The 26,254-nt window shown below is 65.6% G+C and carries 27 protein-coding genes; 14 read left to right on the forward strand and 13 right to left on the reverse strand.

The features are described from left to right. Positions 1-22: 22 nt before the first annotated feature. The gene (locus QFZ57_RS07285; RefSeq protein ID WP_306899129.1) at positions 23-1,279 is read right to left on the reverse strand and encodes a M20 metallopeptidase family protein; all 1,257 of its coding nucleotides are present in this window, start codon (positions 1,277-1,279) and stop codon (positions 23-25) included. 136 nt (positions 1,280-1,415) lie between these two features. On the opposite strand from QFZ57_RS07285, the gene QFZ57_RS07290 reads away from it, so the two are divergent. Further along, the gene (locus QFZ57_RS07290) at positions 1,416-2,435 is read left to right on the forward strand and encodes an Lrp/AsnC family transcriptional regulator (RefSeq protein ID WP_306899131.1); all 1,020 of its coding nucleotides are present in this window, start codon (positions 1,416-1,418) and stop codon (positions 2,433-2,435) included. Between the two features lie 73 nt (positions 2,436-2,508). On the opposite strand, the gene QFZ57_RS07295 is transcribed toward QFZ57_RS07290, so the two are convergent. Then, on the reverse strand, positions 2,509-3,060 hold the full coding sequence (locus QFZ57_RS07295) for a hypothetical protein (RefSeq protein ID WP_306899133.1): 552 nt from the start codon (positions 3,058-3,060) through the stop codon (positions 2,509-2,511). A gap of 286 nt (positions 3,061-3,346) precedes the next feature. On the opposite strand from QFZ57_RS07295, the gene QFZ57_RS07300 reads away from it, so the two are divergent. From QFZ57_RS07300 to QFZ57_RS07320, 5 genes are all read left to right on the forward strand, one after another. Then, positions 3,347-3,646 (forward strand): putative quinol monooxygenase, encoded by a 300-nt coding sequence (locus QFZ57_RS07300; protein WP_306899136.1) that lies wholly within the window; start codon positions 3,347-3,349, stop codon positions 3,644-3,646. Between the two features lie 114 nt (positions 3,647-3,760). Continuing rightward, positions 3,761-4,639 carry a Rieske 2Fe-2S domain-containing protein gene (locus QFZ57_RS07305; RefSeq protein WP_306899138.1) on the forward strand — a complete coding sequence of 293 codons (879 nt, stop codon included), beginning with the start codon at positions 3,761-3,763 and terminating at the stop codon, positions 4,637-4,639. A gap of 151 nt (positions 4,640-4,790) precedes the next feature. Continuing rightward, positions 4,791-5,426 carry a GyrI-like domain-containing protein gene (locus QFZ57_RS07310; RefSeq protein WP_306899140.1) on the forward strand — a complete coding sequence of 212 codons (636 nt, stop codon included), beginning with the start codon at positions 4,791-4,793 and terminating at the stop codon, positions 5,424-5,426. Positions 5,427-5,455: 29 nt separating this feature from the next. Next, positions 5,456-6,196, forward strand: coding sequence for a hypothetical protein (locus QFZ57_RS07315; protein WP_306899142.1), 741 nt, complete (start codon positions 5,456-5,458; stop codon positions 6,194-6,196). Continuing rightward, positions 6,177-7,052 (forward strand): MBL fold metallo-hydrolase, encoded by an 876-nt coding sequence (locus tag QFZ57_RS07320; protein WP_306899144.1) that lies wholly within the window; start codon positions 6,177-6,179, stop codon positions 7,050-7,052. Before QFZ57_RS07315 ends, QFZ57_RS07320 begins: the two co-directional genes overlap by 20 nt. Positions 7,053-7,109: 57 nt before the next feature. Here QFZ57_RS07320 and QFZ57_RS07325 read toward each other — a convergent pair whose 3' ends face one another. From QFZ57_RS07325 to QFZ57_RS07335, 3 genes are all read right to left on the reverse strand, one after another. Then, positions 7,110-8,612 (reverse strand): HNH endonuclease signature motif containing protein, encoded by a 1,503-nt coding sequence (locus QFZ57_RS07325; RefSeq protein WP_306899146.1) that lies wholly within the window; start codon positions 8,610-8,612, stop codon positions 7,110-7,112. Positions 8,613-8,677: 65 nt separating this feature from the next. Beyond that, complete coding sequence (locus QFZ57_RS07330) at positions 8,678-9,877, reverse strand: N-acetylglucosamine-6-phosphate deacetylase (protein WP_306899148.1); 1,200 nt, start codon at positions 9,875-9,877, stop codon at positions 8,678-8,680. A 59-nt stretch (positions 9,878-9,936) separates the two neighbouring features. After that, positions 9,937-11,235, reverse strand: a complete 1,299-nt coding sequence (locus QFZ57_RS07335) for an MFS transporter (RefSeq protein ID WP_306899150.1) — start codon at positions 11,233-11,235, stop codon at positions 9,937-9,939. 156 nt (positions 11,236-11,391) lie between these two features. Here QFZ57_RS07335 and QFZ57_RS07340 point away from each other — a divergent pair, with 156 nt between their 5' ends. Next, positions 11,392-12,282, forward strand: coding sequence for an IclR family transcriptional regulator (locus tag QFZ57_RS07340; protein WP_373461202.1), 891 nt, complete (start codon positions 11,392-11,394; stop codon positions 12,280-12,282). A 113-nt stretch (positions 12,283-12,395) separates the two neighbouring features. Then, positions 12,396-13,274, forward strand: coding sequence for a hypothetical protein (locus tag QFZ57_RS07345; protein WP_306899152.1), 879 nt, complete (start codon positions 12,396-12,398; stop codon positions 13,272-13,274). 65 nt (positions 13,275-13,339) lie between these two features. Here the strand turns inward: QFZ57_RS07345 and QFZ57_RS07350 are convergent, their stop codons facing one another. The 3 genes from QFZ57_RS07350 to QFZ57_RS07360 form a co-directional block, all read right to left on the reverse strand. Next, positions 13,340-13,936 carry a dTMP kinase gene (locus QFZ57_RS07350; protein WP_306899155.1) on the reverse strand — a complete coding sequence of 199 codons (597 nt, stop codon included), beginning with the start codon at positions 13,934-13,936 and terminating at the stop codon, positions 13,340-13,342. A 154-nt stretch (positions 13,937-14,090) separates the two neighbouring features. Continuing rightward, a complete protein-coding gene (locus QFZ57_RS07355; RefSeq protein ID WP_373461203.1) occupies positions 14,091-15,548 on the reverse strand; it encodes an SLC13 family permease in 1,458 nt (485 codons plus the stop codon). Positions 15,549-15,558: 10 nt separating this feature from the next. Then, positions 15,559-16,677 (reverse strand): PrpF domain-containing protein, encoded by a 1,119-nt coding sequence (locus QFZ57_RS07360; protein ID WP_306899158.1) that lies wholly within the window; start codon positions 16,675-16,677, stop codon positions 15,559-15,561. A 240-nt stretch (positions 16,678-16,917) separates the two neighbouring features. On the opposite strand from QFZ57_RS07360, the gene QFZ57_RS07365 reads away from it, so the two are divergent. The 3 genes from QFZ57_RS07365 to QFZ57_RS07375 all read left to right on the forward strand — a co-directional run bounded on the left by QFZ57_RS07365 (position 16,918) and on the right by QFZ57_RS07375 (position 19,141). Then, positions 16,918-17,856: a LysR family transcriptional regulator gene (locus tag QFZ57_RS07365; protein WP_306899160.1), complete on the forward strand. Its 939-nt coding sequence runs from the start codon at positions 16,918-16,920 to the stop codon at positions 17,854-17,856. Positions 17,857-17,942: 86 nt separating this feature from the next. After that, positions 17,943-18,206, forward strand: coding sequence for a hypothetical protein (locus tag QFZ57_RS07370; protein ID WP_306899162.1), 264 nt, complete (start codon positions 17,943-17,945; stop codon positions 18,204-18,206). A 2-nt stretch (positions 18,207-18,208) separates the two neighbouring features. Continuing rightward, a complete protein-coding gene (locus tag QFZ57_RS07375; protein WP_306899164.1) occupies positions 18,209-19,141 on the forward strand; it encodes a threonine/serine dehydratase in 933 nt (310 codons plus the stop codon). A 63-nt stretch (positions 19,142-19,204) separates the two neighbouring features. Here the strand turns inward: QFZ57_RS07375 and QFZ57_RS07380 are convergent, their stop codons facing one another. Then, positions 19,205-19,555, reverse strand: a complete 351-nt coding sequence (locus QFZ57_RS07380; RefSeq protein ID WP_018770711.1) for a hypothetical protein — start codon at positions 19,553-19,555, stop codon at positions 19,205-19,207. Positions 19,556-19,711: 156 nt separating this feature from the next. On the opposite strand from QFZ57_RS07380, the gene QFZ57_RS07385 reads away from it, so the two are divergent. Continuing rightward, the gene (locus QFZ57_RS07385) at positions 19,712-20,629 is read left to right on the forward strand and encodes an SMP-30/gluconolactonase/LRE family protein (protein ID WP_306899169.1); all 918 of its coding nucleotides are present in this window, start codon (positions 19,712-19,714) and stop codon (positions 20,627-20,629) included. A gap of 61 nt (positions 20,630-20,690) precedes the next feature. Here QFZ57_RS07385 and QFZ57_RS07390 read toward each other — a convergent pair whose 3' ends face one another. The 3 genes from QFZ57_RS07390 to QFZ57_RS07400 all read right to left on the reverse strand — a co-directional run bounded on the left by QFZ57_RS07390 (position 20,691) and on the right by QFZ57_RS07400 (position 23,206). After that, entirely contained in the window at positions 20,691-21,332 is a 642-nt protein-coding gene (locus QFZ57_RS07390; protein ID WP_306629804.1) for an NADPH-dependent F420 reductase, read from the reverse strand. 69 nt (positions 21,333-21,401) lie between these two features. After that, positions 21,402-22,091, reverse strand: a complete 690-nt coding sequence (locus QFZ57_RS07395) for a YitT family protein (RefSeq protein WP_373461204.1) — start codon at positions 22,089-22,091, stop codon at positions 21,402-21,404. Then, positions 22,088-23,206, reverse strand: coding sequence for a histidinol-phosphate transaminase (locus tag QFZ57_RS07400; protein ID WP_306899171.1), 1,119 nt, complete (start codon positions 23,204-23,206; stop codon positions 22,088-22,090). Before QFZ57_RS07400 ends, QFZ57_RS07395 begins: the two co-directional genes overlap by 4 nt. 83 nt (positions 23,207-23,289) lie before the next feature. On the opposite strand from QFZ57_RS07400, the gene QFZ57_RS07405 reads away from it, so the two are divergent. Beyond that, entirely contained in the window at positions 23,290-23,769 is a 480-nt protein-coding gene (locus QFZ57_RS07405) for an Lrp/AsnC family transcriptional regulator (protein ID WP_306629806.1), read from the forward strand. 13 nt (positions 23,770-23,782) lie between these two features. On the opposite strand, the gene QFZ57_RS07410 is transcribed toward QFZ57_RS07405, so the two are convergent. Then, complete coding sequence (locus tag QFZ57_RS07410; RefSeq protein WP_306899176.1) at positions 23,783-24,685, reverse strand: LysR family transcriptional regulator; 903 nt, start codon at positions 24,683-24,685, stop codon at positions 23,783-23,785. 123 nt (positions 24,686-24,808) lie between these two features. Here QFZ57_RS07410 and QFZ57_RS07415 point away from each other — a divergent pair, with 123 nt between their 5' ends. Continuing rightward, positions 24,809-26,245, forward strand: coding sequence for a M20 family metallopeptidase (locus QFZ57_RS07415; RefSeq protein WP_306899178.1), 1,437 nt, complete (start codon positions 24,809-24,811; stop codon positions 26,243-26,245). Positions 26,246-26,254: the final 9 nt, after the last annotated feature.

A 26,254-nucleotide genomic window follows, 5' to 3' on the forward strand; every position in this document is an offset into this window, starting at 1 on the left:
ATTGGTTCTTAGGACGTGCGGTTCAGGACGCTGCCGACAGGGCTGCCAGCCGCGAGATGGCGAGCTCCGCATAGAGAGCGGCCCCGTCTGCCAGCACGCCGTCGTCGAACGTTGCATAGGGCGAGTGGTTGAACGGCGAGGTTGCCGGGTCGGCGCCCGGAGCCACGGCGCTGAGGCCCACGAAGGTGCCGGGCACCTCGGCGAGCACCCGCGAGAAGTCCTCCGAGCCGCTGAGCGGTGTGGCCCAGCGCGAGAGGCGGCGCTCGCCGAAGAGTTCCGTGATCACCTTTTCGGCAGTGGTGGTTTCGTCCTCGCTGGTAATGGTGAGCGGGTATTCCTGCAGGTAGTCGACGGCGACCTCCACCCCGTGCGCCGCCGCGATCCCCTTGAGCAGGCGGGGCACGGCGTCCATCATCTTCAGGCGCGACGCCTCCGAAAACGTCCGGATCGTGGCCTCGATGCGGGCCGATTCGGGGATGACATTCCGCTTGGTGCCGGCATGGAGCACTCCCACGGAGAGGACAACGGGATCGAACATGTTGAACTGCCGGGTGACCATCACCTGCAGAGCCGTGACCATCTCCGCGGCCACCGTCACAGGATCCTTTGCGGAGTGCGGGGCCGAACCGTGGCCACCCGCGCCGAGGACTGTCACTTCCAGCCCGTCCGAGGCGCTGAGCATCACGCCGGGTTTGGTGCAGAAAGTGCCATGCGGCTCCAGGGAGGAGAACACGTGCATTCCGTAGGCTGCCTGAACCCGGGTGCCGGCGGCGTCCAGGACGCCTTCGCGCAGCATGTAGCTGGCGCCGTCGAAGCCTTCCTCACCCGGCTGGAACATGAGGACGACGTCGCCACTGAGCTGGTGCCGCTTCTCGGCCAGGAGAGTGGCGGCCCCGGCGAGCATGGAGGTGTGCAGGTCGTGGCCGCAGGCGTGCATGGCTCCATCAGCCTGGGAGGTGAAATCAACGCCGGTCTTTTCCTGGACGGGCAACCCGTCCATGTCGGCGCGGAGCAGGACGGCCGGGCGGGCCTTACTGTTCCCAGCGCCATCGCCGCCTTCACCTTGGTCATCGGCGCCCAAGTGCCCGCCGCGCAGGACCGCGGTGACCGACGTCGTCTCCTTGCCCAGCGTGATCTCGTAAGGGAGTCCATCCAGCGCCTGAAGGACCCGCTCCTGGGTGCGGGGAAGGTGAAGTCCGATTTCCGGCTGCCGGTGAAGGTCGTGCCGCAGGCGGATGAGGTCGTCCTGCAGTTCTTTGGCATCGTGGGTAATGGGCACGCGTCACTCCTTGGCAATGGACATCTGGGCTTGGGGACTATTCTGAAGTGGCGTGGTTCACATCAGTGCGAAACGCTTTGATTATTCGTAAGTTGCTGCTTCCTTGCAGGATTCGTGCAGATATGGGGGAGGTTCCTTGGAGCTTAGCGAGGACGACCTTGCCTTGATCCAGGTGTTGCAGGCCTCGCCGCGCCTGGGTTGGGCTGATGCCGCGAAGGTGCTTGGCGTGCATGCCACCACGCTGGCGGCCCGCTGGGAGCGGCTCACCTCAAACGGGGCCGCCTGGGTAACTGCGCACCTGGCGGGCGACCCGAAGCAGATGCTCCTGGCCTATGTGGCGGTGGACTGCGAGATGAACCGGCGGGAGAGCGTCACGGCGCAGCTGGCTGCTGTTCCGGAGATCGTGACGGTGGAGGAGGCAGCCAGCAACCGCGACCTGATGCTGACCGTCATTACCCGCTCACTGGAGGAGTTCAGTGACAAGGTCATCACACGGCTTAAAGCTGTTGAGGGGCTCACCAAGTACCAGGTGGCCCTGTGTACCCGGCTGCACAGCAGTGGAGACGACTGGCGGTTGAATGTCCTGAGCCGTTCCCAGCTGGCCACGCTCCGGACGCTTGGGTCCCCGGTTGGTCCGCAGTCCGCGCAGGCGGCCCGGCTTCCGGAGAACCACCTCGACCTGCTGCCCTTCCTGGCAAGGGACGGCCGCGCGACGGCGGCGGACATTGCCCGCGCCCTTGGCCGGCATCCAGCCACCGTGCAGCGCCAGTTGAACCGCGTGCTGGCAAGCGGCATCCTGTCGTTCCGCTGCGAAATTGCCCAGCGGTACTCATCGTTCCCGGTGACCTGCCAGTGGTTCGTCAACGTTCCGGCCGGCCAGCATGAGGCGGCTGCCGCGGAGATCCGCACTATCAGCAATGTCCGGCTGAGTGCCTCCACCACCGGGCCCACCAACTTCGTGATCATCATGTGGCTGCACACACTGGCGGACGTCATGAGCGCCGAGTTGGCGCTGCAGCAGAAGGTGCCCGGCATCGAGATCGTGGAGAGCGCGGTAATGCTGCGGACGGTCAAACGCGTGGGCTGGATGCTGAAGGAAGACACGACGGCGAGTGGCGCCGTCGTCCACGCTGGAAGCCTGGGGGCCGCAGATTGAGCGGGCCAGGGCAGTAAGGAGCCAGGGGTGCCGGCCCCTGGCTCCTTACTTTGTGGGTGCGGGCGTCCAGCGTCTAATGCCCGTGATGGTCCACTTCCACTACGGCGCTCTTCTCCCAATCAGTCCAGTCGGACCAGTGTCCGCCGTGGTTCTGAACACGGAACGAGACGAGTTGATAGACCTCTTCAACCTTCCGGTCATCCTTGTGGTCATACCTGTCGGCATCGTCACAGCCGTCCTTATTCCTTGCCTCGTCATGGCGACCATAGCCGCCGAAATCCAGATAGCAGTGAATAGTCCGTGCGTCGTCACGGCGGTCAAAGTCCACGGTGACCAGCCGTTTGGTGAGGAGATCGTCGTTGTGACGGGAACCTCGTTCGTCCTCATAGATCCGCTGGCGGATCTCGACGGTCTTTTCGCCGTTGCAATCGACCTTAATACTGAAGTCGACTTTGTCGCCGCGGAGGTCCTCTGGATCCAGCGGGTCAACCGTACAGCCGTAGCGGCTCGTTTCCGCGTTGGCCGGCGCGGCCAGCGACAGGAAACCTCCGAGCATACCTAACGACAGGACCGGAACCAGGGCCACCCGTGCCCGGGTTGAGCGGATTTTTTGCGTGTTGGACATTATTTCTCGTTGCTCCTCAAAGGATGCGATTCACCTTTGCGGGCAGCCCTAAGGCCGTCACATCATAAGCATTTTCGCTGAAACAGCGTGGCGGCACTGCCCGCCCCATTTAACAGCGCACCCACCAGAAGCGGGCGGCTTCGAGTCCGGATTTTTCCGCTTACTGCGTTCCGGCGGCTTTAATCATCCCGCCTGTATCCAAGGCCGCACTAGTGGCGGGCCTACCCTATCTGCTGGCGTTTTTCAAGAGCCTCCACTTGCCGGAGCGGTGCTGCACACTGTCCCTATGACCTTTGCCAATGTAGGAGTGCTCGGAACAAAGCACGGCCAGCGCGATGCCCTTGTGGCAATCCTGCTCCGGCCCAAACCCGGGATGAAGGAAGCCGGCTGTCTCCTTTATGAGGTGGGTATCAACGACGGCATGCCGGATAAGGTGTTCGTCAGCGAGCTCTGGGAATCCGCAGAGGCGCACCAGGCGTCGCTGCAACTGGACAGCACGCGCGCGGCGATTGCCGAGGCCATGCCGCTGCTGTCCGGCGAGATGGGAGGCCACCGGTTCACGGTCCTGGGATCGCCCCTGCGGTGATTCCGGGTCTGCATCGAATCTGCGTCTGGCGCGTTCTGTCCCGACACCTGCATCTTCCCCAGACTGGACGTTCTGTAATGAGTGGATTGCGGTGATCGGGGTAAGGGAGGACACATGAAACCGTTGCCCGCACTTGAGCTTGTCACCCGTTTCGAGGATGCCGAATGGCTTGACCCGGCAGCCAAGAGTATCCGGAAGATCGTCAAGAAGGTCATCAAGCCGCAGTGGGCCCGGGATATCCTGCATGGCGTTCCCATCGGCCACCCTTTGCACCCCCTTGCAGTGCAGGTTCCGATCGGTGCGTGGCTATCGGCAGGGGTGCTCGATGCCGTTCCCGGTGGTGAGAAAGCTGCCAGGCTGTTGATCGGTGTGGGCACCGCCAGCGTGATTCCGGCTGCGCTGGCTGGGTTCACCGACTGGACGCAGCTGCATCCGCAGCAGCAGAGGGTGGGCCTGGTGCATGCGGCGGCCAACGTCACGGCAACCAGCCTTTATATCGGGTCCTTGATCCAGCGGGCGAGGGGCAGCCAGGGCAGTGGCAGGTTACTGGCGTATCTGGGCCTTGCCACCGTGAGTGCCGGCGGCTTCCTCGGCGGGCACCTTTCATACCGCCAGGCCGCAGGGGTCAATCACAGCGAGGAGATTCCACACCGTTTCCCGCCCGGCTGGCACCCGCTGGCGCCGCTGGCCGAACTGCCGGAGGGCGGCCTCCATAAGCGCGATGTGGCTGGTATCCCGCTGCTGGTCCACCGCGAGGGCGACACCGTGTACGTGCTGTCCGACGTCTGCAGCCACCTTTCCGGGCCGCTTCACGAAGGCAAGATTAAGGACGACGGCGGGGACCCGTGCGTCGTCTGCCCCTGGCACCGGAGCACCTTCTCGCTGCGCACGGGCGAAGTGAAGGCCGGTCCTGCCACCTCCCGGCAGCCGGTTTTCGAGACGCGCGTCACCGGGGAACTCGTGGAAGTGTGCCTGCCCGGGGCGGACGGGTAGAGAGGACATTCGGCCCTACTGGCTGCTGTGGCGCGCGGGAAAACTGGCTTCATGGAGAGACTCCCGTTGCGTGAAACCATGAGACGGCCGGTACCTCTGACAGAGCGCTTCGGCGCATCCCGGGCAGGCAAGGTGAACGGGGGAGGGCCTGGTGAGCGATCTTCGCGAGGACATTGCATTCCTGTATAAAACACGCAAGGGATCTGTCGATTTCGTGGACGTTCCGCCGCTGCTCTTCGCCCTCGTCCAGGGGCAGGGGGACCCTGACGGGCCAGCATTCGCCGAGGCGCTGCAGGCGTTGTTTACCGTCAGCTACGCGGCGCACTTCGGGCTTAAGAAGCAGTCCGGTGAGGTGACAAAAGTTATGCCCCTGGAAGCCTTGTGGTGGTTCGAAGACCCAAATCATGAGGAGAGTGTGGAAGCCGTGACCGCAGGTTTCACGGGACTCTCCGGCATCGCCCGGGAGTCGTGGCGGTGGCAGGCCATGATGGTGCAGCCTGAGCCCATCGATCAGGCCCTTCTGGCGCGGGCCCTGGAAGACTCCCGCCCCAAAGGGCTTCCGGGGCTGGAGTTGGTCCGCTTCGAACGTTGGGAAGAAGGCCGGTGTGCCCAAGCACTCCATATCGGTCCCTACGCGGTCGAAGGCACCACCATCGCCCGCCTGGACGCCGCAATCACGGCGGCTGGACTGAAGGTTCGGGGACGGCACCACGAGATTTACCTGGGCGATCCGCGACGCAGTGCCCCGGACAAGCTGCGCACGTTGATCCGCCACCCGGTGGCGTGAAGCACAGCCGCCGGTAAGGACGGGTAATCGTGACTGACGCGCAGATCCGGAGGCTCACGGGCTGGGCCGGTGTGGGAATGGTTGTCTTCTCGCTGGCGCAGTTCCCGCTCTATCTGATGCAGGACCCCTCGCTGGGGATCTACGATGGAGCGGCTGGTTCGAAGGAGGCATTGCGGTTGCGGCAGGTCATCTTCACCCGGGTGCTGCTGGACCTGCTTCTCTATGTTGCGGGCATGGTCTTCGCCGCTGGTCTTAGCCAGCTGATCCGCACGGCCAACGCCACTTATGGCTGGGCGGCATCCTTGGTGATGGCCTCCATTGGAGTGTGGCTGGGAGTGACCTTGGTGGCGAACGGATTAGAGGGCGGCCTCGCCCTTGATGCCCAGGCACCTGTTCCGGACCCCTCGGTTAACAGGGCACTGACCATGGGCTACCTCCTGATCTACAACAGTTCCATTGCCTTCGTGATCACTGCGTTGTTCATCGGCGCGGCCGGGTACGGCGCCGCTGCCACGGGAGTCCTGCCGCCCTGGACCCGATGGTTGGCCTATGGAGCGGTGCTTCTTTGCATGGCGGCAGTTCCTTCGATGTACGGAGGACCTGCTGAGCCCAGGGGGTTCTACAACGCCGCCGGCTGGGGACCGGTGCTGATTGCCAACTTCCCGCCGGTGATCTGGATTGTCAGTGCCTCCGTGCTGCTGCTGCGGCGGCCGACATCCGTGGTCCAGGCGGCATCCGCCGGGAGCGGCTATGGAAAGGGAAAACGGTGATGGTCCTGATGGAAATGGCAGCTGGATGATGCGCGTTACCGAACCACAGGAGATCGCCTCCGGAGTGATGCTCATGACCAGCGGCTCCGGGCCGATGGCCTCCAATCTCTATCTTGTCCGCTCCGGTCCCGCCTGGGTCATGGTTGACTGCGGCTGGGCGGGCAGCGCGGAGCCGGTCCGCAGGGCTGTCGAAAAAGTGCTCGGATCCGGGAACATGCCCGCAGCCATCTTTCTGACGCATATTCATCCGGACCACTCGGGCGCTGCCGGTGCATTGGCCCGGCTGTGGGAAATCCCGGTGTATGTCCACCAAGCCGAGCTGCCCATGGCTGCCGGGCGGTACATCCCCGAGTTTTCCATGCCATTGGACCGGTGGTTCATTGCACCGGCCCTGTGGGCATTGCCGGCCCGTGCCCGCCGGCGGATCGAAGCCGCAGGCGACATCACCGACGTAGTGCAGGGCCTCCCCCGAGACGGGAAAGTGCCGGGTCTGGCCGATTGGGTCGCCGTCCCAACGCCCGGCCACACCGCCGGACACGTCGCGTACTGGCGCACCGGTGACGGCGTCCTGATCACTGGTGACGCGGTGGTAACAGTCAACCTGAACTCGATTCGCGGATTCCTGCCGGGAGGCCCGGATCTTTGCGGGCCGCCCTGGTACACCACCTGGAACTGGAAGTTAGCCATCGACTCAGCTGCACGCCTGGCGGAGCTGGGGCCCCGGTTGCTGGCACCCGGCCATGGCCCGCCGCTGGCCATGGGGGTTGTTCCCCGGCTCCGGGCCATGGCCACCAGGCAGCACACGCAACGGATCACACTGCGTCGCCGTATTGCAGGGGCACCCGGACCTGTTTAGCCACGGCAGCCTGCTACTGAAAAGCCAGCCAAGGAAGGCGCCGACGCGCGGCCCATCCTACGTCGCTAGGCGCTGCAGGATAGCTTCCTCCAGGAGGCTTCGCTGTCCTGGCAGGGTTCCTGGTGGCCAGTGGGTTGGTTCGTGGTCGGGGTGTTCGGCGTTGTAGTGGCGGCCAGTGGGTGAGGTCCAGCCGGGCGGCTCGCTTTTTGTTCCGGGGGTGGGTTTCCAGGGGCGGGCGTGTTTGAGCCGGTGGTGTTTGGGGCAGAGTTGTCCGAGGTTGCTGGTGCCGGTGGTGCCGCCGTGTTCCCAGGCCTTCAAGTGGTCTGTCTCGTTGTCCGGGGAACGGTTGCTGCAGCCGGGGAAGGTGCATTTGGCGTCCCGCATCCGGATCCATTGTTTGATGGTTTCGGGGAGCCGGTAGCGTGTCCGGCCGATCTCCAGTGGCGCCCCGTCTCTTGGGTCGACCAGGACCCGGTAGAACGAATCCGCCCCGTCCGCGACAAGCTTCCGGGCCATCGAGGCCGGGATGGGCCCGAGAGCGTCCAGCGCCGCGGGCTCGTCCGTGAGCCCGAGGAGGGAGAACACCGGCACGGTGACCAGCACATCGGCCCGCGGGGTAGGGACTTCTCCCAGCTCCGTGCTGTTTCCTGCACTCGTCCCCGCAGCACTCCCGGGACCCGCGGCGGTGTCAGCGGCGGCGTTGTATTCGGTGTTGGGCAGTAGGCCTGCGCCAAGGAGCAGTGAGGCGGCGATGTCGGGGCGGAGTTGGGTGAGGGTGCGGTTTTCGGCGGGGTTTTGGAGGCCGCGGGCGGTGGCGGTGGTGCGGTTCCAGATGGCGCAGGCGGTGTCGCCGGGGAGGTAGAGGTTGATCCAGGCCATGCCGTCCCGGTCGGGGGTGTATTCCATCCGCCGGTCGGCCACGGACTTGGCGTGGCGTCTTTCGAGGGTTTCGGGGTGGTGGCGTTCCCGCCAGGTGCGGACTTTGGCCCGGAACCGGGACGGGACCAGTTCTCCGGGGGCGGCGCCGCGGGCGGGGTTGGGGTCGTTGGGGTCGAAGAAGTGCGCCACAAGGGCGGCTGCACCGTCGGGGGTGAGGCCTTCGGTTTCGTCGGCCACGATCCTGGCGTGCTGCCAGGAGATGGCGCCGGCGGCCAACGCATCGATCACGAGCGGCAGGGAACATACCCGCCGGGACTGTTCCACGAACGCCCCGGCGGCCGCGGAGCTGAGGGTGAGGACCCCGGCGATCTCCTCGACCGCCGACATCTCCGCATAGGTCCGGTCCTGCACGGTCGCGTCGGGCGGGGCCATGGCCTGCTGGAACTCGAGGGCCCGGGCCGCGTCCCGGGTCTTCACTGCCGCGAGTTGCGCTTCCAGCCGGGACGTCAGCTCCATCCGTTCCAGGCAAAGCTCGTACCGCCGCTGCAACACATCCACATCAGCACCAACACCGGCAGCGGCGGAAGCCAAAAAAGAGTCTTCGAGGGTCAGCGCATCAAGGGCAGCAACAGAGGCATGAACACCCTCCAACACCACCCCAACACCCCTACTGATTCCCATGAACACATCATCCAACGGGGGTGTGACATTCAGAGCCGCGGCCAGGAGAAGCCGCAGTCAGACCCTCACCTGGGTGCGTCGGCCCATGCACCCTTGCGCAGTACTCGAACAAGGTTCAGGTCCTGGTCAAGTACTAAACAGTCCGCCGGCATCCCGGCACGCAGGTCGCCCGCCTTTTCAGCAAGCCCCAGCACAGATGCGGGAACGGCGGACGCTGAAGTTACGGCATCCCGCAGGGAAACACCCGCGGCAACAGTGGTCCGTACTACGTCCAGCAAGGTGCTGGTACCGCCGGCAATTGCGCCAGTGCCGTTCACCCGCGCTACGCCCTGGCTTACTGTCACGGAGAGTGAACCCAGACGGTACTGTCCGTCGTCCAAGCCCGTGGCCGCCATCGCATCGGTGACCAGGGCGATGTTATCCGCCCCGATGAGGTCGAACACCAACTTCACTGTTTCCGGGGCCAGGTGCACGCCGTCGGCAATCAGTTCCACCACCGCCTTTCCTGCCCTTGCCGCACTAAGACTGGCCGATACAGGGCCGGGGGAGCGGTGGTGCAGGGGAGGCATTGCATTAAAAAGGTGCGTAACCGTGGGCCGCGTTCTGCCGGCGGGAACAACCGCAGAAGACAACCCGGAGGCTGCCCGCGCAAGGAAAGCGGCCGCCGTCGTATGATCCGATGCAGTGTGTCCCAGGGAAGGAATGATGCCGCGGGCAGCGAGCAGGTCCAAAACGTCCTTGGCGTCCGGAAGTTCTGCCGCGAGGGTCATGGATGCCAGTGAGGGCCCGGCAGCCGCCAGCAGCCGGGCCACCACATCAGTATCGGGGTCCAGCAGCAGCGCCGGGTCGTGTGCGCCGCACTGCTGGCCGGAGAGGAAAGGTCCCTCCAGGTGTGAGCCCGCAATCAACCCCTGGTCCGTCAGCTCCTTCAGCATTCCAAGGTGCCGCACCAGGTCGGAGGGCTTTCCCGTCACCAGGCTGGCCAACAAAGTCGTAGTCCCGCGGCTGTGCAGGTACCGGACGGCCCGCATGGCGCCGTCGATGGAGCCGTCAGAGAAATCCGATCCGTAGGCCCCGTGGCAGTGCAGGTCCACCAGCCCCGGCAAGAGAATCCTTCCGGGAGAGGCGTCCACCGGAAGAACCCCCGGGAATGCGGACGCCGGCCCGGCGAAGGCAACCAGGCCGCCGTCGACCGCTACCACCCCGTCAGGAATGTCCAACGTGGCGGAGACAATCCGCCCGCGAAGGATCAGTTCGCTGTTCACGGTCTCATCGCCTCCCGCCACGGATTATGCCATAGGGGATGGGTGCGGAAGCCCGGCCGTTAGCCTACGAACTCTGCATCCTGGGCCATGGCAGGCTGCCGCGCTGCCTTGGTGCGCAGGGCGAGCATCAGCAGAGCACCTAGCAGCGCGGGCGCCGCGAACGCAATGGCTGCCACGGGGACACCGCCTCCAAAGCTCACCAGCAGGGCCCCGTAGGTGGGGCCTGCGATGGCCCCGATGCGGCCCACGGCAAGCGCCCAGCCGAGGCCGGTGGCCCGGGTAGCGGCAGGGTAGAACTGCGCAATGTAGTCGTTGATCATGTTTTGCGTACCCAGCCCGCCAAAACCCGCGACGGCGGCGAGTACCGTCATGAGCGCGGCCGGCGGGTTGGCGGACATCAGCAGCAGGGCGACCGCTGCACTGGCGAAGCCCACCACCACCAGCGGCCTGGGCCCGAACTTCTGGCTCGCAACGGACGCCAGGACAGTGCCCACCACGGCACCCACCGAGTAGGCCAGCAGGAACGACACGGAGGATCCGACGCCGAATCCGGCCGCCCGCATGATCTGCGGCAGCCAGGTGCTGACGCCAAAAATAGTGAGCAGGCTCAGGACGGTGATGGCCCACAACAGGACAGTTGTTCGAGCTGTGCCGCTGGCGAAGAGGGCGCGGGTGGACGAGATATGTTCGGCTGCGGCGGGGACATCCGTGGTGCCGGGAATGCCATACGCGGCCTCAATGCGGTCCGCCTCGGCGGAGCGCAGCTGGGTCCGCAGGAACGACGGCGACTCCGGCAGCAGGAACCAGGCGAAGGGAACGAGCAACAGCCCCGCAGCGCCGATCGCGTAAACCGGCCGGAAGCCACTGGATTCCAGGACGGCAAGGGACGTCAGCGAAGCGACGACCGTGCCCGTGGCTGGTCCTGTCAGCACAGCGCCAAGGACCAGCGACTTCTTCCCCGGCGGGGCGAACTCGTTGGTGAGGGCCACCGCCGTAGGAAGCAGGCCGCCTACGCCAAAGCAGGCGATGAAGCGGGTGGCCGCGAAGAGCTCCCAGCTGGGTGAGAGCGCGCAGGCAAGCATGGCCAGCGAGAACAGCGCAAGGGCGCCCACAAAGATCCGACGGCGGCCAAGCCGGTCCGTGAGCGTTCCCACGATGAGTGAACCGAGCAGCATCCCCACAAGCGCCAGGGAGCCCACCGCGCCGGCGGCGGCAGGCGTCACATTGAAGGGCGGCTGTCCGATCAGGGCGGGCAGGGTGGCGCCGTAGACGTACAGGTCGTAACCATCGGCAAGCAGGCCAAGCCAGCACAGCACGAAGATTCCAGCCAGGGATTTGCTGGGGGCATTGGAGTTCATCATTGATTCCAATCAGGTCAAGGGACGCGGGCTGCATGCCTGCGGGACGTCCACCAGTTTGACGCGGCGTCAGCAGCCCCGTGAGCGGTCTTTTCACTGGGTGAAAATCCACTTTGCGGCACGGCACACACTGCCCAAGCTTGATGGAGGCGACGGATGGAGGCGGAGATGGCCGGAACGGGCAGGGCAGCAGCCGCTGCGCCCACGGGTGTTGGCCCCGGGCTTCCGGGTACGCCGGTACTGGTGCGGGCTCTCAGCCTGCTGGCCCAATTCTCGGAACAGCGCCGGGCCCTGAGTTTGTCTGAACTGTCCCGCCAGGCAGGACTCGCCCCGGCCACGGCGCTGCGGCTGGTGAGGCACTTGACGGAGTGGGGCGCGCTGGAGCGCCTCGACGACGGCCGCTACGTGGTGGGGGTACGGCTCTGGGAAATCGCTTCGCTGGCACCGCGTGGCCACGGGGTGCGGCAGATCGCCCTGCCCTACCTCGAGGACCTGTACGAGGTCACGCGGCATCACGTGCTGCTCTCCGTCCGCGAAGGCACGGATGCGGTCCTGATCGACCGGCTCTCGTCCCGTACCGCAACGGAGGTGGCCTACCGCGTCGGAGGCCGCATGCCGTTGCGGACCACCGCCGTCGGGCAGGTCCTGCTTGCCTACGCCGGTCCGGAGCTGTTGCAGGAGTTGCTTGCCCAGCCACCGGAGTCCCAGGCAGACCCCGACAGCCTCCCCGATTCCGGCAGCCTTCCGGCGGCCCGGCTTCGCGCTGTCCTTGCAAACGTCAGGCAATCCGGCGTGGCGGTAGTCCGCCGGAACCATCCATCCCGCACCGTCTCCGTTGCCGCACCCATCCACGGGGCCGACGGCGGTGTGGTGGCTGCTTTGTCCATCGTGGTCCCGGATGCCGAGACGCCGGCGCACGAACTTGTGCCGCTCGTCCGGGCCGCTGCGCGGGCCATCTTCCGCAACCTCGGCCATCAGGCGAAAACCAGCGGAGCGTGGCGGCACCCGCAGCCGCGCCCCCAGGAGCCGGGGCGCCTCCCCGCCTGACCCTTTTGGCGGTCCCGCCAGCTTTGGAATCGTTCTGTTATTTCCGTACCCGCCCTTCACCCTTTACGCTAGAACTACTAAGCATGCTGTCTAATTTTCGGAGGGTGAACCTGATGCGAAAAGTTTCTGCGCTTGGAGTGGTGACTGCGGCGATGCTGGCGTTGGCCGGCTGCTCGGGAGGGGGCAGCGGCACGGCCAGCCCGTCGGGCACGGCAACCACGTCGGCGTCCGCTTCCGCCAGCCAGACCGCCGAAGCCAAGGTGTATTCGGAGGATGAGCTCCGCAACCTCATTTCCGGGATGAAGGACGACGACGGCAACGAGCTCAAGCTCTACTCCAAGGAGCAGGTTGACCAGGGCGGAAACATCGCCAACCTGCTCATGAGCACGGCAACGATCGATCCCAAGGACTGTAAGGACATCGCCACCGCCGGCCTGCTGGACAAGGTGGAAAGCGGTGACGTGGCCGTGGCACTTTCCGAAGGCAACCAGCCGCGCACGCTGTCCGCGCAGTCCGGCAGCGAGGGCCCTGACGCCGTGAAGACGCTGAACGACATCAGCGGCAAGATGGACCAGTGCGCCAAGTTCTCGGTCTCCGCACTGGGCCAGAAGTACGACGTCTCCAGCAAGGAACTGCAGGCGGATACCGACGCGGAGAAGACCTTCGCCACCGTGAGCACCCGCAGCGGCGACGACCAGCAGAAGCTGATGCAGGTTTCCGCTGCCGAAGGGCGCCTGCTGGTGGTGGCCACCAAGAGCGGCACGGACCTGGGCGACACGGACCAGAAGGAACTTGAGGACCTCATTAACGACGTGTTGAAGAAGGCCGAAGGCGGCGCAACAGCCAGCGCCACCTCAACCAGTTCGTCCGGATCAGCGAGCACTTCCTCGCCGAGCAGCACGGCCTCGTCGACTGCCTCGTCCACTTCCTCGGCGACGATGTCCTCGGGCAGTGGCGCCTCGTCGTCGGCCTCCCCGACGGCCTCGCGGTAGCGGCAGCTGCCCTGAAGTATTGAAAAGGTGCGGGCCGGGACTTTCCAGTCCTGGCCCGCACTCTTCTATGTAGACAAGCCGCACCCTGTAGCGGCGCCGTTGCTGGCAAGCCGCGCGGCCAACTCCGACGCCAACTGCTCCACCGGGACGGAGGCGTCCACCGTCACGAATCCCGCGTACTCGGGCAGTTCCCGGTACCCCGCCTGGAATGCGGCGAGGTCGTCGAGGCTCTCAGCATCCGTTCCGCGGGCGACGATGCGGCGGTGCGCCTGGGCGTGGTCGATGTCCAGATGGAAGATGGCGTCCGGTTCCGGCAGGCGGGCGAGCAGCCACGGAAGGAACCGCCCGCGCGGCAGTCCGTTGGCTGTACGCAGTGCCAGCTGGCAGTGGAGGTGCCGGTCCATCACCACCAGGCCGTCGAAGCGGCTGGCGCGCAGATGCGAGACCAGGACGTTGCCCACCCGGAGGGAGGTTTCGACGGCGTCGGCCAGCCGGGTGGGCAGCCGCACTCCGAGCCTGGCCGCCAGCAGGGACATGACCCGCCGGCCCGCATGGTTGTTCAGGAGCAGCGCACGGCCGCCCTGGGCCCGCACCGAGGACACCAGGGCGCGCGCCGCCGTCGACTTCCCCGATCCGTCGATGCCCGTCAGCACAATGATCATCCGGCCTCCTTCCGCCGCCCTGTTCAACGTGGGGGGTGGGCGCAACGTCCCGGGCGGGCCGTAATTCACAGCTGGATGACAGGATGCGGGCCGTCGAACGAAACAGCGAAGCGGCCTGCCAGAACATGCTGACAGGCCGCCCGTTTTCCAGGAGTTACATGATGCCGGTAGGTACCAGCAGTGCCCATGCCAGGGCGGGGGCCACGAGCACCACGCCGCCGGCGTAGAACATCAGCTGCTTGTAGACGCGCTGCCGGTCGTCGTCGCGGGCGTTGGCTACCACCAGTGCGCCGTCAGTGGAGAAGGGGGAGACGTCGACGACGGTGGCTGCAATGGCCAGCGCGGCAACAGTTCCGGAGGCGCTGAGCGAGCTCGTGGCCAGGAGCGGGCCGGCCAGCGGGATGAACGCGGTCAGCAAGGCAGTGGAGGACGCGAAGGCCGAGCCCACACCGATCACGTAGCAGAGGACGAGTGCGATCAGCAGCGGCGCCCCCAGGGCCAGGGCCTGCTCGGCCAGGGTGTCGATGACGCCCACGTGCTGCAGCAGGGATACGTAGGTGATCATGCCGGCCACCAGCATGACGGTGGACCAGGAGATGCCGCCAATGAAGGTCTTGTGTTCCTTGATGTTGATGAAGGCGAGCAGGAGGCCGGCGGACAGGGCCACGAAGCCGATGGGCATGTGGAAGCCGAGGGTGCACACCAGCATTGCGGCGATCAGCGCCAGCGTCAGGATCTGCTGGCCGTGCGGGCGCCCGGTGGAGGAAGTGTCGACGTCCACGTGCTGGCCGCTGGCGCCGTCACGCAGTTTGCCGATCAGGGCGAACAGGACGATGGTCAGCACCGAGAGGATGAGGTTGAGGGCAAAGCTGGCGATAAATAGACCGCCCTGGGAAATCGGGAAGTCATTCTTCAGCGCGATGTCATGGACCAGCACGCCGGCCACGGACAGCGGCGAGAATCCACCGGCGTGGGCGCCGTTGATAATGAAGGCACCCATGACCACCGGGTGGATGCGTGATTCGTACGCGAATCCGATGGCGGCCGGTGCCAGGAGGGCGATGGCTGCGGGCGAGAACGTTCCGAGCGAGGTCAGTGCGGCGGCGATCAGGAAGAACACCCAGGGCAGCAACAGCGTCTTGCCGCGCACCATCCGGACGCAGCCCTTGACGATGATATCGATGGTGCCGTTCCGCTGGGCCATGCTGAAGAAGTACGTGACGCCGATGATGGTCAGCACGATGCTCGCCGGGAATTCCTCCAGGATCTGCTTGTCCGACATCCCGAGCATGAAGTAGCCGACGCCGAATGATGCCACGAGCCCCATCACACCGATATTCAGCGGCCACTTGGTGGCGACGACGAACATCACCACGAGTATCACCAGCGGGATGATCTGGACAGCGGTCATGGTCGGCTCCGGGTTCGTGGCGGCCGCCTGGTTGAACATGCCGCCGAAAACGAGGGCAAGAACACCCAGGATGGCCACGCCGGCCACCGTCCACAGCAGGATACGACGCCGGGAGGAAGCACGCGCGGGGCGCTCATCCAGCGTTTCTGGTACGGGCGCTGCGCTGCGCTCCGCGTCTTTGGTCAGGGCGGTCTTAGTCATGATGGTCTCCTCAGAGGGTAGCGCCCGCGAGGGCCGCAGCGGCGGTGCTGCCGGAAGCCTCGGGAAGATGGATGATGGTGGTGGCAATGGTGCGGGCCGTGCGGTCGACGCCGACGAGCAGGCTTCCGTTGTGGTCCTCGCTCCAGGTCTCGATCACCCCGGCAGGGGTGCGGAGGCGCAGCGTGGCGCCCAAGGAACCGCCAGTGATGGGATGCAGCACGGTCCCCGGCGTCCGGGCGGCCAGGGTCAGGGCGATGCTGCCGGTGATGGCCAGCGCGGGGTGCGGCTTGCCCATCGAAAGCATCATGACGTTCACGTCGCATACCGGGTCCGCTGCAGTGGGGGCTGCCACGACGGCGAGCTTGGGTATGGCGCGGGCTGCGCCGGCGATGGTGGGAGCCAGCCCCATCCGTACTGCAGCCTGCCGACGGATCTGTTCCAGGGTGTCCAGTTGTTGCTCCACCCCGGACTTCCAGCTGTCGTAGCGGGCGGGGTCCAGGCCCAGTTCCGCGGCCTGCACCATCACCACGGGAGCTCCGGCGTCCACCATCGAGACGGTCCAGCGCATCCCCGCGGCCGTGATGGTGTCGGTTGCTGCACCGGTGGGCAGCAGTGCTCCAGTGGTTTTTCCGGCAGGGTCCTGGAAGCCCAGCCCCACGAGGTGGCCGGGAAATGGTACGCCCGGCATGTGCGCCGCCGGAACATCCGCAAGTTCTCCCGACGGAGTGGCTACCCGCTGGACGATGATTTGACCGGTGTTGGTATTCCGGGTGACGACTCGCGTCACGTCGCCGGCGGGGACCACCCATCCCTTCTCAATGGCGTACAACCCGACTACTGCTGAGCAGTTTCCGCAGTTGCTGCCCCAGTCCACGGCGGCCTCTTCGATGCCTACCTGGGCAAAGGTGAACTCGATGTCCACGTCCTCCCCGGTTGGCCGATGCAGGATCACGGCCTTGCTGGTGGTGGAGGTGGCGCCTCCTACCCCGTCAATCTGGCGGGAGTCGGGACTCCCGAACAACCGCGGCAACAGCACATCCAGGCCGGCGCCGCCCTCCTGAAGGTGCCCGGCCTCGAACACCCAGCACTTGCTGGTGCCCCCGCGCATCCATTCCGCTTCAAACTTCATTGTTGTCCCACATCTCCTTGTGCCTGGTTTTCGTTTTGGCGCCTGAATCGAGAATGAGCTAGCTCACAAATTAAGACAATGTTCAATAATTGAAGAGGCATGTAGTATTACTTCAATCACTGGTGTAGAAGCTGCTTGAAAGGCGCAGGATTGGCACTAGCTGCGAATTCAGCTGCTGGAAAGAGCACGAATTTGACGTGTACTTCAGCTACTGAACGAAAACCGGAGAAGGGTTAAGCGTTGCTTCACGACGAAGACGATTATTTGTTCGACATCCGCCGGCTCACCCTGCTGCTCGAGGTGGTGGAGCAGGGATCCATCACCGCTGCGGCAGAACTGAAGATGTACAGCCCCTCCGCCGTATCGCAGCAGCTGCGCAAGCTGGAACAGGAGGTGGGACAGCCTCTGTTGAATCGCCGCTCCCGCGGCGTGGTGCCCACGGAGGCAGGCCAAATGCTCGCAGGCCACGCACGCAAGATTGTGAGGCAGATGCAGGCGGCCCAGTCCGACCTGAACCAGCTCGCGGGACTCAACCGCGGTTCCCTGACCGTCGGGACCTTTCCCACGCTGGCCGGATCATTCCTGCCCCTCGTCATCCGGGCATTCAAGAAGCGCTACCCCGCTATCAGCCTGTCGCTGCGCAGTGCCCGTTTCGACGAGCTCGTGGCGGACCTCGAGTCCGGGGTGACCGGGCTCTGCCTGCTGTGGGACTATCCCTGGAACCCCTTCCATGACGATGCCATCCGCGTCACCGAAGTATTCCGGGAGAGCACCGTGGTCCTGGTGGCACGGGGCCACCGGCTCGCAGACCGGGAACAGGTGAGAATGGAGGATCTCCGCAGCGAATCGTGGATCGTGCGCGCGGAGGCGCACCCTGTGGTGGAGGTGCTGCAGCGGTCTGCCCACGACGCCGGGTTCGAACCGGCCATAGCGTTCCAGGCCAACGACTACCAGGAGGCACAGGCCATGGTCAGTGTCGGGATGGGGGTGGCAATGGTTCCCAAAACGGCAGTGGCCCTCCAGCACCCCGATGTACGGGTGCTCAGCCTGGGCGAGGCCGCCCCGCTCCGACGCGTATTGCTGGCCCAACGCCAGGACAAGGTGTACGCCCCGGCGGAGGTTGCCTTCCACTCGACCCTGCTGGAAATCGCGCGGGAACGGGCCGGCGACTACCTCTAGACCGTAGGCTGGAGGCCGGACCGGGGTCAGCTCCCCGGCCGATCAGTGCAGTTCCCAGGTGAAAGGCAGGACCATGACCGTTTCCAGTGACGATCCCCAGAACACCGCAGACCTTCGCGGGCGCGGGCGATCCGGACGAGGCCAAAGACCACGCCAAAGACCAGGCCGTGCAGGCACCCCAGTCCGGGCAGCACCCGGAACAGCCGGGCGCCGCGAACATCCGTGAGGAACAGCAGGCCCATGCCGCGGGAACCGTGCCGGCGTCGTATGTGGGCGGCGGAGAAGCCGGGCAGGAGCAGAAGCCGGAAGAGGCGCTGGAGGAACCGGGCACCTGGGACGACGAAGTCTAAGCATGATCACACGCGCCGATGTCGACCAGGCCGCCCGCCGTACCGCGGGCCTCATCCGCAGGACCTCCGTTATGGAGGCGGACCCGGGCCCATTCAATGGCCAGGTCTGGTTTAAGTGCGAATTCATGCAGCACACGGGGACGTTCAAGGCCCGGGGCGCCCTTAACCGCATCCTGGCCAGCAAGGAACGCGGGGAACTGCGCGCCGACGTCGGAATCGTGGTGGCCTCAGGCGGGAACGCGGGTCTGGCCAACGCCTACGCCGCCGCCCAGTTGGGGGTGCCTGCAACCGTCTTCGTTCCCGAGGCCGCGCCGGCCGTCAAGGTCAGCAAGCTGAAGGCCATCGGCGCCATGGTGGTCCAGGGTGGTGCGGAGTACGCGGCCGCTTACCAGGCCGCCGTCGTGCACGCAGAGGAAACCGGCGCGGTCTACTGCCACGCCTATGACCAGCCTGAAATCGCCGCCGGCGCCGGAACGGTGGGCTCCGAGTTGCTGGAACAGTTGCCGGACGTGGCCACCGTGCTGGTGGCAGTGGGCGGTGGCGGGCTGATGGCGGGAGTAGCCGCCGCCGTCGAAGGCTTTGCCAAAGTGGTGGCCGTGGAACCGGAAACCGCGCCCACCCTGCATGCTGCCCTGGCGGCGGGGGAACCGGTGGACGTCGCGGTATCGGGCATTGCCGCGGACTCCCTGGGTGCCCGCCGCGCCGGCGGCATCGCGTTCTCCGTCGCGCTCCGCTGCGGCGTCGAAAGCATCCTGGTCTCCGATGAACAGATCGTTGCCGCGCGCTCAGCGCTGTGGAACGACTACCGGATGGTGGTTGAGCACGGCGCCGCAGCCGCTTACGCCGCGCTGGCCTCCGGTGTGTACGTGCCGGGGAAGGATGAACGCGTTGCCGTCATCCTGTGCGGCGCCAACACGGATCCGGCCACGCTCTAGGCACAAAAAACACAAGGGACCGGCCGGCTGTCCCGCAGCCGGCCGGTCCCTTGAACAGATTGTTTAGCCGCCGGCCTGGCCGCAGAACTTGCTGTAAGTGCTGCCGGCTTCCTGGTAGCCCGACTGGAGATCGGCCAGCTTGTCCTTGTCCGGGTTTTCCTTGGCCTGCTCATCCGTGTAGGCGAGGATCGAGGCCAGCGCGGGCTTGAGATCGTCCGAGGCAACCGCGTGGATGGGGCGGATCTGGTTGGCGAGGTTGTTCATGCCCGTCTTGCCGGCGTTGTTGGCGGGGTTCGACACAACGGCCTGGATCCGCTCACAGGTTTCAGCGGTGGACAGTTGGTGTGTGGCGGAGCAGGCCGTGGCGGAAGCAACGAGGCCGGCGGCAAACAGGGCTGTGGCGAATTTCTTCATGGGTCCCTCGGTAGTGGTCAGAGGTTTCGATTGTAAGCAGATTGGGTACCCCGATGCCTTCGCAAGCCCGAGACCTGAGCTTAAACTGGCAGCACCAATCGTGCGGAGCTTCCGCAGATGGGCCCCGCGCGCATCAACCCAGTCTAAGGATCCAGCATGCGCCAAACAGTACGCCGCCGTGCCGCCGCAGGGCTCGCGGCCTCTCTTTCATTGCTTCTTCCCACTGCCCTTCCGGCCTCGGCCGCGTCGCCTTCCGGTGAGATAGTGCTCGACGGCGCCACCTCCGCCGAGGGCATCGCGGCAGGGGAGGGCAAGACTTTCTATGCCGGGGAACTCACCACTGGTGATATTTTCCGCGGTGACATCCGCAAGGGCACTGCCACCCGCTTCATTGACGCACCGGCGGGCCGCGCCGCCGCCGGAATGAAGGCCGATACATGCCGCCACCTGCTGTTTGTGGCGGGTGCCAACACCGGCAAGGCGTTCGTCTACGACACCAATACCGGTAAGCCCGTTGCCGACGTAGACCTGGCCAAGGGATTCATCAATGACGTCACGCTGACCAGTGAGGGCGCCTGGTTCACCAATTCGGCGGCCGCGGAACTCTACTTCCTGCCAGTGGACGAACACGGGGATTTGGGCAAGGTGAAGACCCTCAAGCTGAGCGGTCCGGCAGCGGACGTCAAGCAGGGGTTCAACCTCAACGGGATTGCCGCGTCCGAGGACGGCAAAGTGCTGATCGTGGCCCACTCCCTCAACGGAGCCCTCTACACGGTCAATCCAAAGAACGGCAAGAGCGCTGAAATCAGGGGCGTCAAGGTTCCGTTTGTGGATGGCATCCTGGTGCGGGGCGATAACGTGTGGGCGGTTCAAAACCAGCTGAACCAAATAACGCGCCTTGATCTTTCCACCGATCTGTCCTCCGCCGTGGTCAGGAACACCATCAAGAGCGACGCGTTCAATATCCCCACTACCGTTGCCCTGTTCGGGGAGGACACTCTCGCTGCGGTTAATGCGCAGTTCAACCAGCCGCCCAGCCCCTTCGAGGTTGTGCTGGTTCCGGCCTGGAAGTAGCGCCTCAAAACGCAAAGCCGGCCGGCCGTAGAAACTGCCAGCCAGCTTTGCGTGGGATGAATCAAATAGTCCGGGGCGCCTTGGCCAGATTGCCCTTCAGCTCTGCGGCGCTCTGGCGTGCCACGTAGGCCGGGCGGTCCCGCTCCACGCGCCAGCTCTCGGACAGGGTCCCGACATTGACGGTGTCGAAACCGAACTCGTCGTAGAGGCGGGTGACCAGTTCTGCGGCTTCCGGGAAGTCGCTGGCGGTGGCCAGGGCGCGGCGGTTTTCAGTGCCGGCGGGAGTTCCGTCGGTGGTGATGTCCTTGGCCATGATGTGGTTGAAGCCCTTGGCCACCTTGGACTGGGGCAGGTGCTCCTGCAGCAGCCCGGAGGTGGTTGCTTCACCGTTGTCCAGGGCGGGGATCCTGCCGTCGCGCTCCCAGTAGTAGTTGTTTGTATCGATCACAATCTTTCCGGCCAGCGGCTCCACCGGGACGTCCTTGTAGCTCTTCAGCGGCACGGTGACCACTGCGAAGTCGCCGGCCGCAGCCGCCTCAGCTGCGGTGGCCGCCCGGGCCTTGGGGCCAAGCTCCGCCACCAGGTCCTGGAGGGTTTCCGGCTCGCGGGAGTTGCTGATGACTACGTCGTAGCCCAGTTCCACGGCCTTCCGTGCAACCTTGCTTCCAATATGTCCTGCACCGATGATTCCGATTGTTGTCATATTTGCGGCAACACCGGCCTGCGCACAGATATTTCTGCCGGTTGCCGGGAATAAAAAGCCAGGAGCGCGCTACTTTCCCAAGTAGCGGCCGGGCCGGTGGTTCAGGGCGACGACCAGGTTCAGGAGGGTGGCGCCGGCCGCGGACAGCAGCACCATCAGCGGCGGAACGAGGACGAGCGAGGCCAGGACGATGGCCACGTCCAGCACCATCTGCACATATCCGGCCCGCCATTTCAGTTTGTCCTGCAGGAGCAGGGCCAGGATGTTGAAGCCGCCCAGGCTGGACTGGTGGCGGAACAGGATCAGGAGTCCGACGCCGGCGAGCAGGTTCCCGCCCAGCACGCCGTAGACCGGGTCAAGGTGCAGCGACCCCAGCGCAGCCGGGTGCAGGCTGGCCATGATGGACACCAGCGCGATGGCTGCGCCGGTACGGAGGGCGAAGTTCCAGCCTTTCTTCCACACCGCCAGGGCGAAGAACGGCAGGTTCACCGCGAAGAAAATGACGCCGAACGGCAGCGCGACCGAATAGCTGAGCAGCAGCGCCAGGCCGGCGGTGCCGCCCGTCACGGCCCCGCTCGACTTGAGCAGGAACAGCCCCAGCGACGCCGCGAAGGTGCCGGTCAGGATGCCCAGGACGTCCTCAACCACGGAATGACGGAGGGCCGACGGCGGCGCTGAAGGTGCCGCCGTCGGCCTTTCCATGTGCCGGCTTGCGGCAGCAGGGGCTGCCTCGGCGGGAGTTTCGGTGGAGGTACTCATTGGGCCGCGCCCGCTTCAGGCAGGAACCGCCCGCGGTTGGCCAGGACGGCCATGACGCGGTCATTGGTGGCAGCATCCGCCAGGGTGATGCGCACCCCGTCCACGGCGTAGCCGCGGGCCAGGATGTCAGCCTCGGAGAGCGCGTCCAGGAGTTGTAGGCGCAGTTCGTCGGACGCGCGGAGCCAGTAGAAGTTGGCCTGGCTCTCCGGCACGTCCCAGCCGTACCCGCGCAGGGCCTCGATAACCCGGGTACGTTCCGTGGCCACCGCCTCGGTACGCTCGAGGATCTCGTCCCCGGCCGCAAGCGAGGCAACCGCGGCGGCCTGCGCCATCCTGTTGACGCCGAAGGGGACGGCGGTCCGGCGGAGGCCCTCGGCAATGTCCGGGCGGGCAATGGCATAGCCGATCCGCAGCCCGGCCAGCCCGTACGCCTTGGAGAAAGTCCGCAGGACGCAGAGGTTGGGGTGGCGGCGGTAGAAGTCGAGCGAGTCCACGCCGGGCCCGCGCTGGAACTCGATGTAGGCCTCGTCCAGCACCACCAGCACGCGCGGCGGAACCGACCGGAGGAACTCCTCCAGGGCCTCCGGGCTGATGGACACGCCGGTGGGGTTGTTGGGCGAGCACAGGATCACCAGCCGGGTGCGCCCGGTGATGGCGGCGGCCATGGCCGGAAGATCGTGATGCTCGCTGGCCAGCAGGGGCACGGGAACCGAAACGGCGCCGGCCACCGCCACCAGGATGGGATACGCCTCGAAGGACCGCCACGCGTACACCACCTCGTCGCCGTGGCCGCAGACCGCAGAAATGATCTGCTGCAGCACACCGGAGCTTCCCGGGCCGGCGGCAACCTCCTCGGCGCTGACGCTGAAATGCCGGGCAATGGCTTCCCGTGCCTCCACCGCCCCCATGCTCGGGTACCGGTGGATCCGGCCTGCCTCGGCTGAGATGGCCTGGCTGACGGACGGCAGGGGAGTGAAGTGGCTTTCATTCGAGGCCAGGGCGGCGGTCAGGTCGGACTGTGCGCTCTTGCCGGCCACGTAGGCGGGAAGTTCGGCGACGGCGGCACGGACCTCGGGAGTGGCGGCTTCGGGAAGGGTGCTGGTCATGGACAGCATGGTCCGGGATAACAGGACGTCTGCGCAACAGAGCTGTTGCTGGCAGGACAGATCCGGCCGTTCTGCGTGGCTGGGATGGCAAAATGCTCACTATGCACCTCATCGATGCCCTTGACGCAGAGATCCTCCTCACACTCGACCGGGACCCGCAGGCCACCGTCCTGTCCCTCTCCAGGACGCTGGGCGTGGCCCGTAATACGGTGCACGCCCGGCTCCGCCGCCTCGTTGGCGACGGCAGCCTGGCCCCCTTCAGCCAACGCGTTCGGACCGGGGCGCTGGGCCTGCCGCTCATTGCCTTTATTTCGATTTCCATCAGCCAGTCCTCCAGCGACGTTGCCGTGGCGGCGCTGCAGACCATCCCGGAGATCATCGAGATGCATGCCACCACTGGCGATGCCGACCTGCTGGCCAAGGTGGCCGCCAGGGACCCGGCCGATCTACACCGCATCACCAACGCGATGCTGGCAATTGACGGCGTCGTCCGCACCAGCACTGCCATGTCACTGGTGGAAGTGATGCCCACCCGCACACTGCCGCTGCTGCAGGCGGTTGCGCGGAAGTAGCGGCGGCGGCCTCTTAGGTCAGCTGTTCCAGGGCGTCAATGAGGGCGTCCACGAATGCGGTAAGGACGGCAGGCTGGGTCCGGCCGGTCATGGTCTGGATCTGGCCCTGGCGCTGGCGCAGGACGGGATGCTCCAAGCGTACGGCCACCAGCTCCTCCCGGTCGCGGCGGTCCAGCGACAGGCCGCCCACCAGCGAAACGCCCACGCCCGCCCGGGCGAACTGAATCACCGGGTTGATGTGGTCGCTCTGCAGCGTGATGGTGGGGGTGAGGCCTTCGATCTGCATGGCGAGATCGAAGAGTTCCCGCTGGCTGGACCCCGGCGCGGTGACGGCAAGTTTGTAGCGGCACAGGTCCTGGAGGGTCGCACTGGGCTGCGCCGCCAGCGGATGGTCCGGCGCCACTACCGCGAAAGCTACAGGGGTGGGCATGGAATGCTCCACTGTCACCTTGGACTGCGGCCCCAGGGAAAAGACAGCGGCCACATCGGCTTCTCCTTCGGCAACCCGGCGCGTGCCTTCGGTGGAAGCCACGACGTCCAGGTGGAATTCGACGTCGTCGTGCTTTCGGCTGAAATTTGCGATGGCTGACGGGACCCAGACCCGGCCGAAACCTTCCGCGCATGCCACGCGGAGCGTGCGGGTCTTGCGCTGCATGGAGACCAGCAGTTCTTCGCGGACCGCCGCTCCCTCTGCTTCCGCCCGCCGCACGTAAGCGAGCAGCAGCCGGCCGGCCTCGGTGAGTTCAACTCCCCGCGCATGCCGGTTGAAAAGGGCCATGCCCAGTGAGGTTTCCAGCTTCTTGATCTGGCGGCTGATAGCGGACGCGGACACGTGGAGCCTTCCGGCGGCATCAGTCAACGTGCCCTCCTGCGCCACCGCGTCGAAGTACAGCAGTGCCGGTGTCAGCATGTTCATTACGGCCCCGATTTATCTATGGTTTGCATTCAAGTCAAAGCTGATCGACAAAATGATACTGGTTGTTTTCCATTCCGCGACCTAGTTTGGAACTCACATTCCAACGTCAAAGGGCCAAAATCGATGCAGCAGCGTGAACAGCTCCTCGGAGCAGCAGGGGATTATGTGGACTCGGGCAGCTTTGAGAGGGACCTCGCCACGCTCGTCTCCTACCCTTCGGAAAGCTCGACGACGGAGGGCCGCGTTGCACTGAAGTCATACCTTGACGAAGTGATAGAGCCCGCGCTGGCTACCCTGGGTTGCTCAGTGGAGCGGTTCGACTCCTGGCGTGGCGGCCTGAATTCCTTCCTGCTGGCCACCCGGCACGAAGGCGCCGGCCTCCCTACCGTCCTCTGCTACGGCCACGCAGACGTAGTGGAGGGACAGTCCGCGGGCTGGACCAACGGCCGCAGCCCCTGGAGCCTTGGCGCCGAAGCCGACCGCTGGTATGGCCGGGGTTCGGCGGACAACAAGGGCCAGCACTGGATCAACATCGTGGCGCTGCGGCTCCTCCTTGAGCAGCGCGGCAGCTTGGGTTTCAACCTGGTGTTCCTCCTCGAAGGCGCGGAGGAGATCGGTTCGCCCGACCTCGCGGACTTCGCAGCCGAACACCGTGATGCCCTCCAGGCGGACGTCTTCATTGGCTCCGACGGGCCACGGCTGGCAGCGGAAAGCCCCACTGTTTTTCTGGGTGCCCGCGGGGGCGTGACCTTCCACCTCACGGCCGATCTCCGCAGCAGGTCGTACCACTCTGGAAACTGGGGCGGACTGCTGCGCAATCCGGCAACGACGGTGGCCGCCGCCGTCGGTTCCCTGGTGGACGGGCACGGCATCATCAAGTTGCCGGAGCTGCTGCCAGCAGGGATTCCGGAATCTGTGGCCGCGGCCCTGGAACTAATCGATGTGGTGGCCAACCCCGGCGACCCGGCATCAGATCCCACTTGGGGCGACGGTTCGCTCAGCCCCGCCGAGCGGCTGTACGCCTGGAACACCCTGGAAGTCCTGGCCTTTGGGGCCGGCAATCCGGACAAGCCGGTCAACGCCATTCCAGGGTCCGCCCGCGCCACCCTGCAGTTGCGGTTCGTGCCTGGAACCGACACCGCGAATCTCGAATCCGCCGTCCGGCGGCATCTGGACGCCGCCGGGTTCGGCATGGTGGACATCACGGTGGGCAACTCCTTCGAGGCCAGCCGGCTTGATCCGGGAAGTCCATGGGTTTCCTGGGCCCTTGGGTCGCTCGAACAGACCACGGGCCGCAAGCCGGTACTGCTGCCCAATATCGGCGGGTCGCTGCCGAGCTTTGTATTCGCCGATGTTCTCGGCCTGCCCACGCTGTGGATTCCGCATTCGCACCCCGGCTGCCAGCAGCACGCTCCGGACGAGCACCTTCTGAAATCCGTCGCCCGGGAAGGCCTCCAGATCGCCGCCGGACTGTTCTTCGACCTCGCCGTGGCGGCCAGTCCTGCCGGCGCTGACACCGGCGCAGACAACACCGCCATACCCGCCAGCTCCGTTTCCTGAACCCCTGGA

Origin of the sequence: Arthrobacter sp. B1I2, from assembly GCF_030816485.1 — a bacterium.
Classification (GTDB): domain Bacteria; phylum Actinomycetota; class Actinomycetes; order Actinomycetales; family Micrococcaceae; genus Arthrobacter.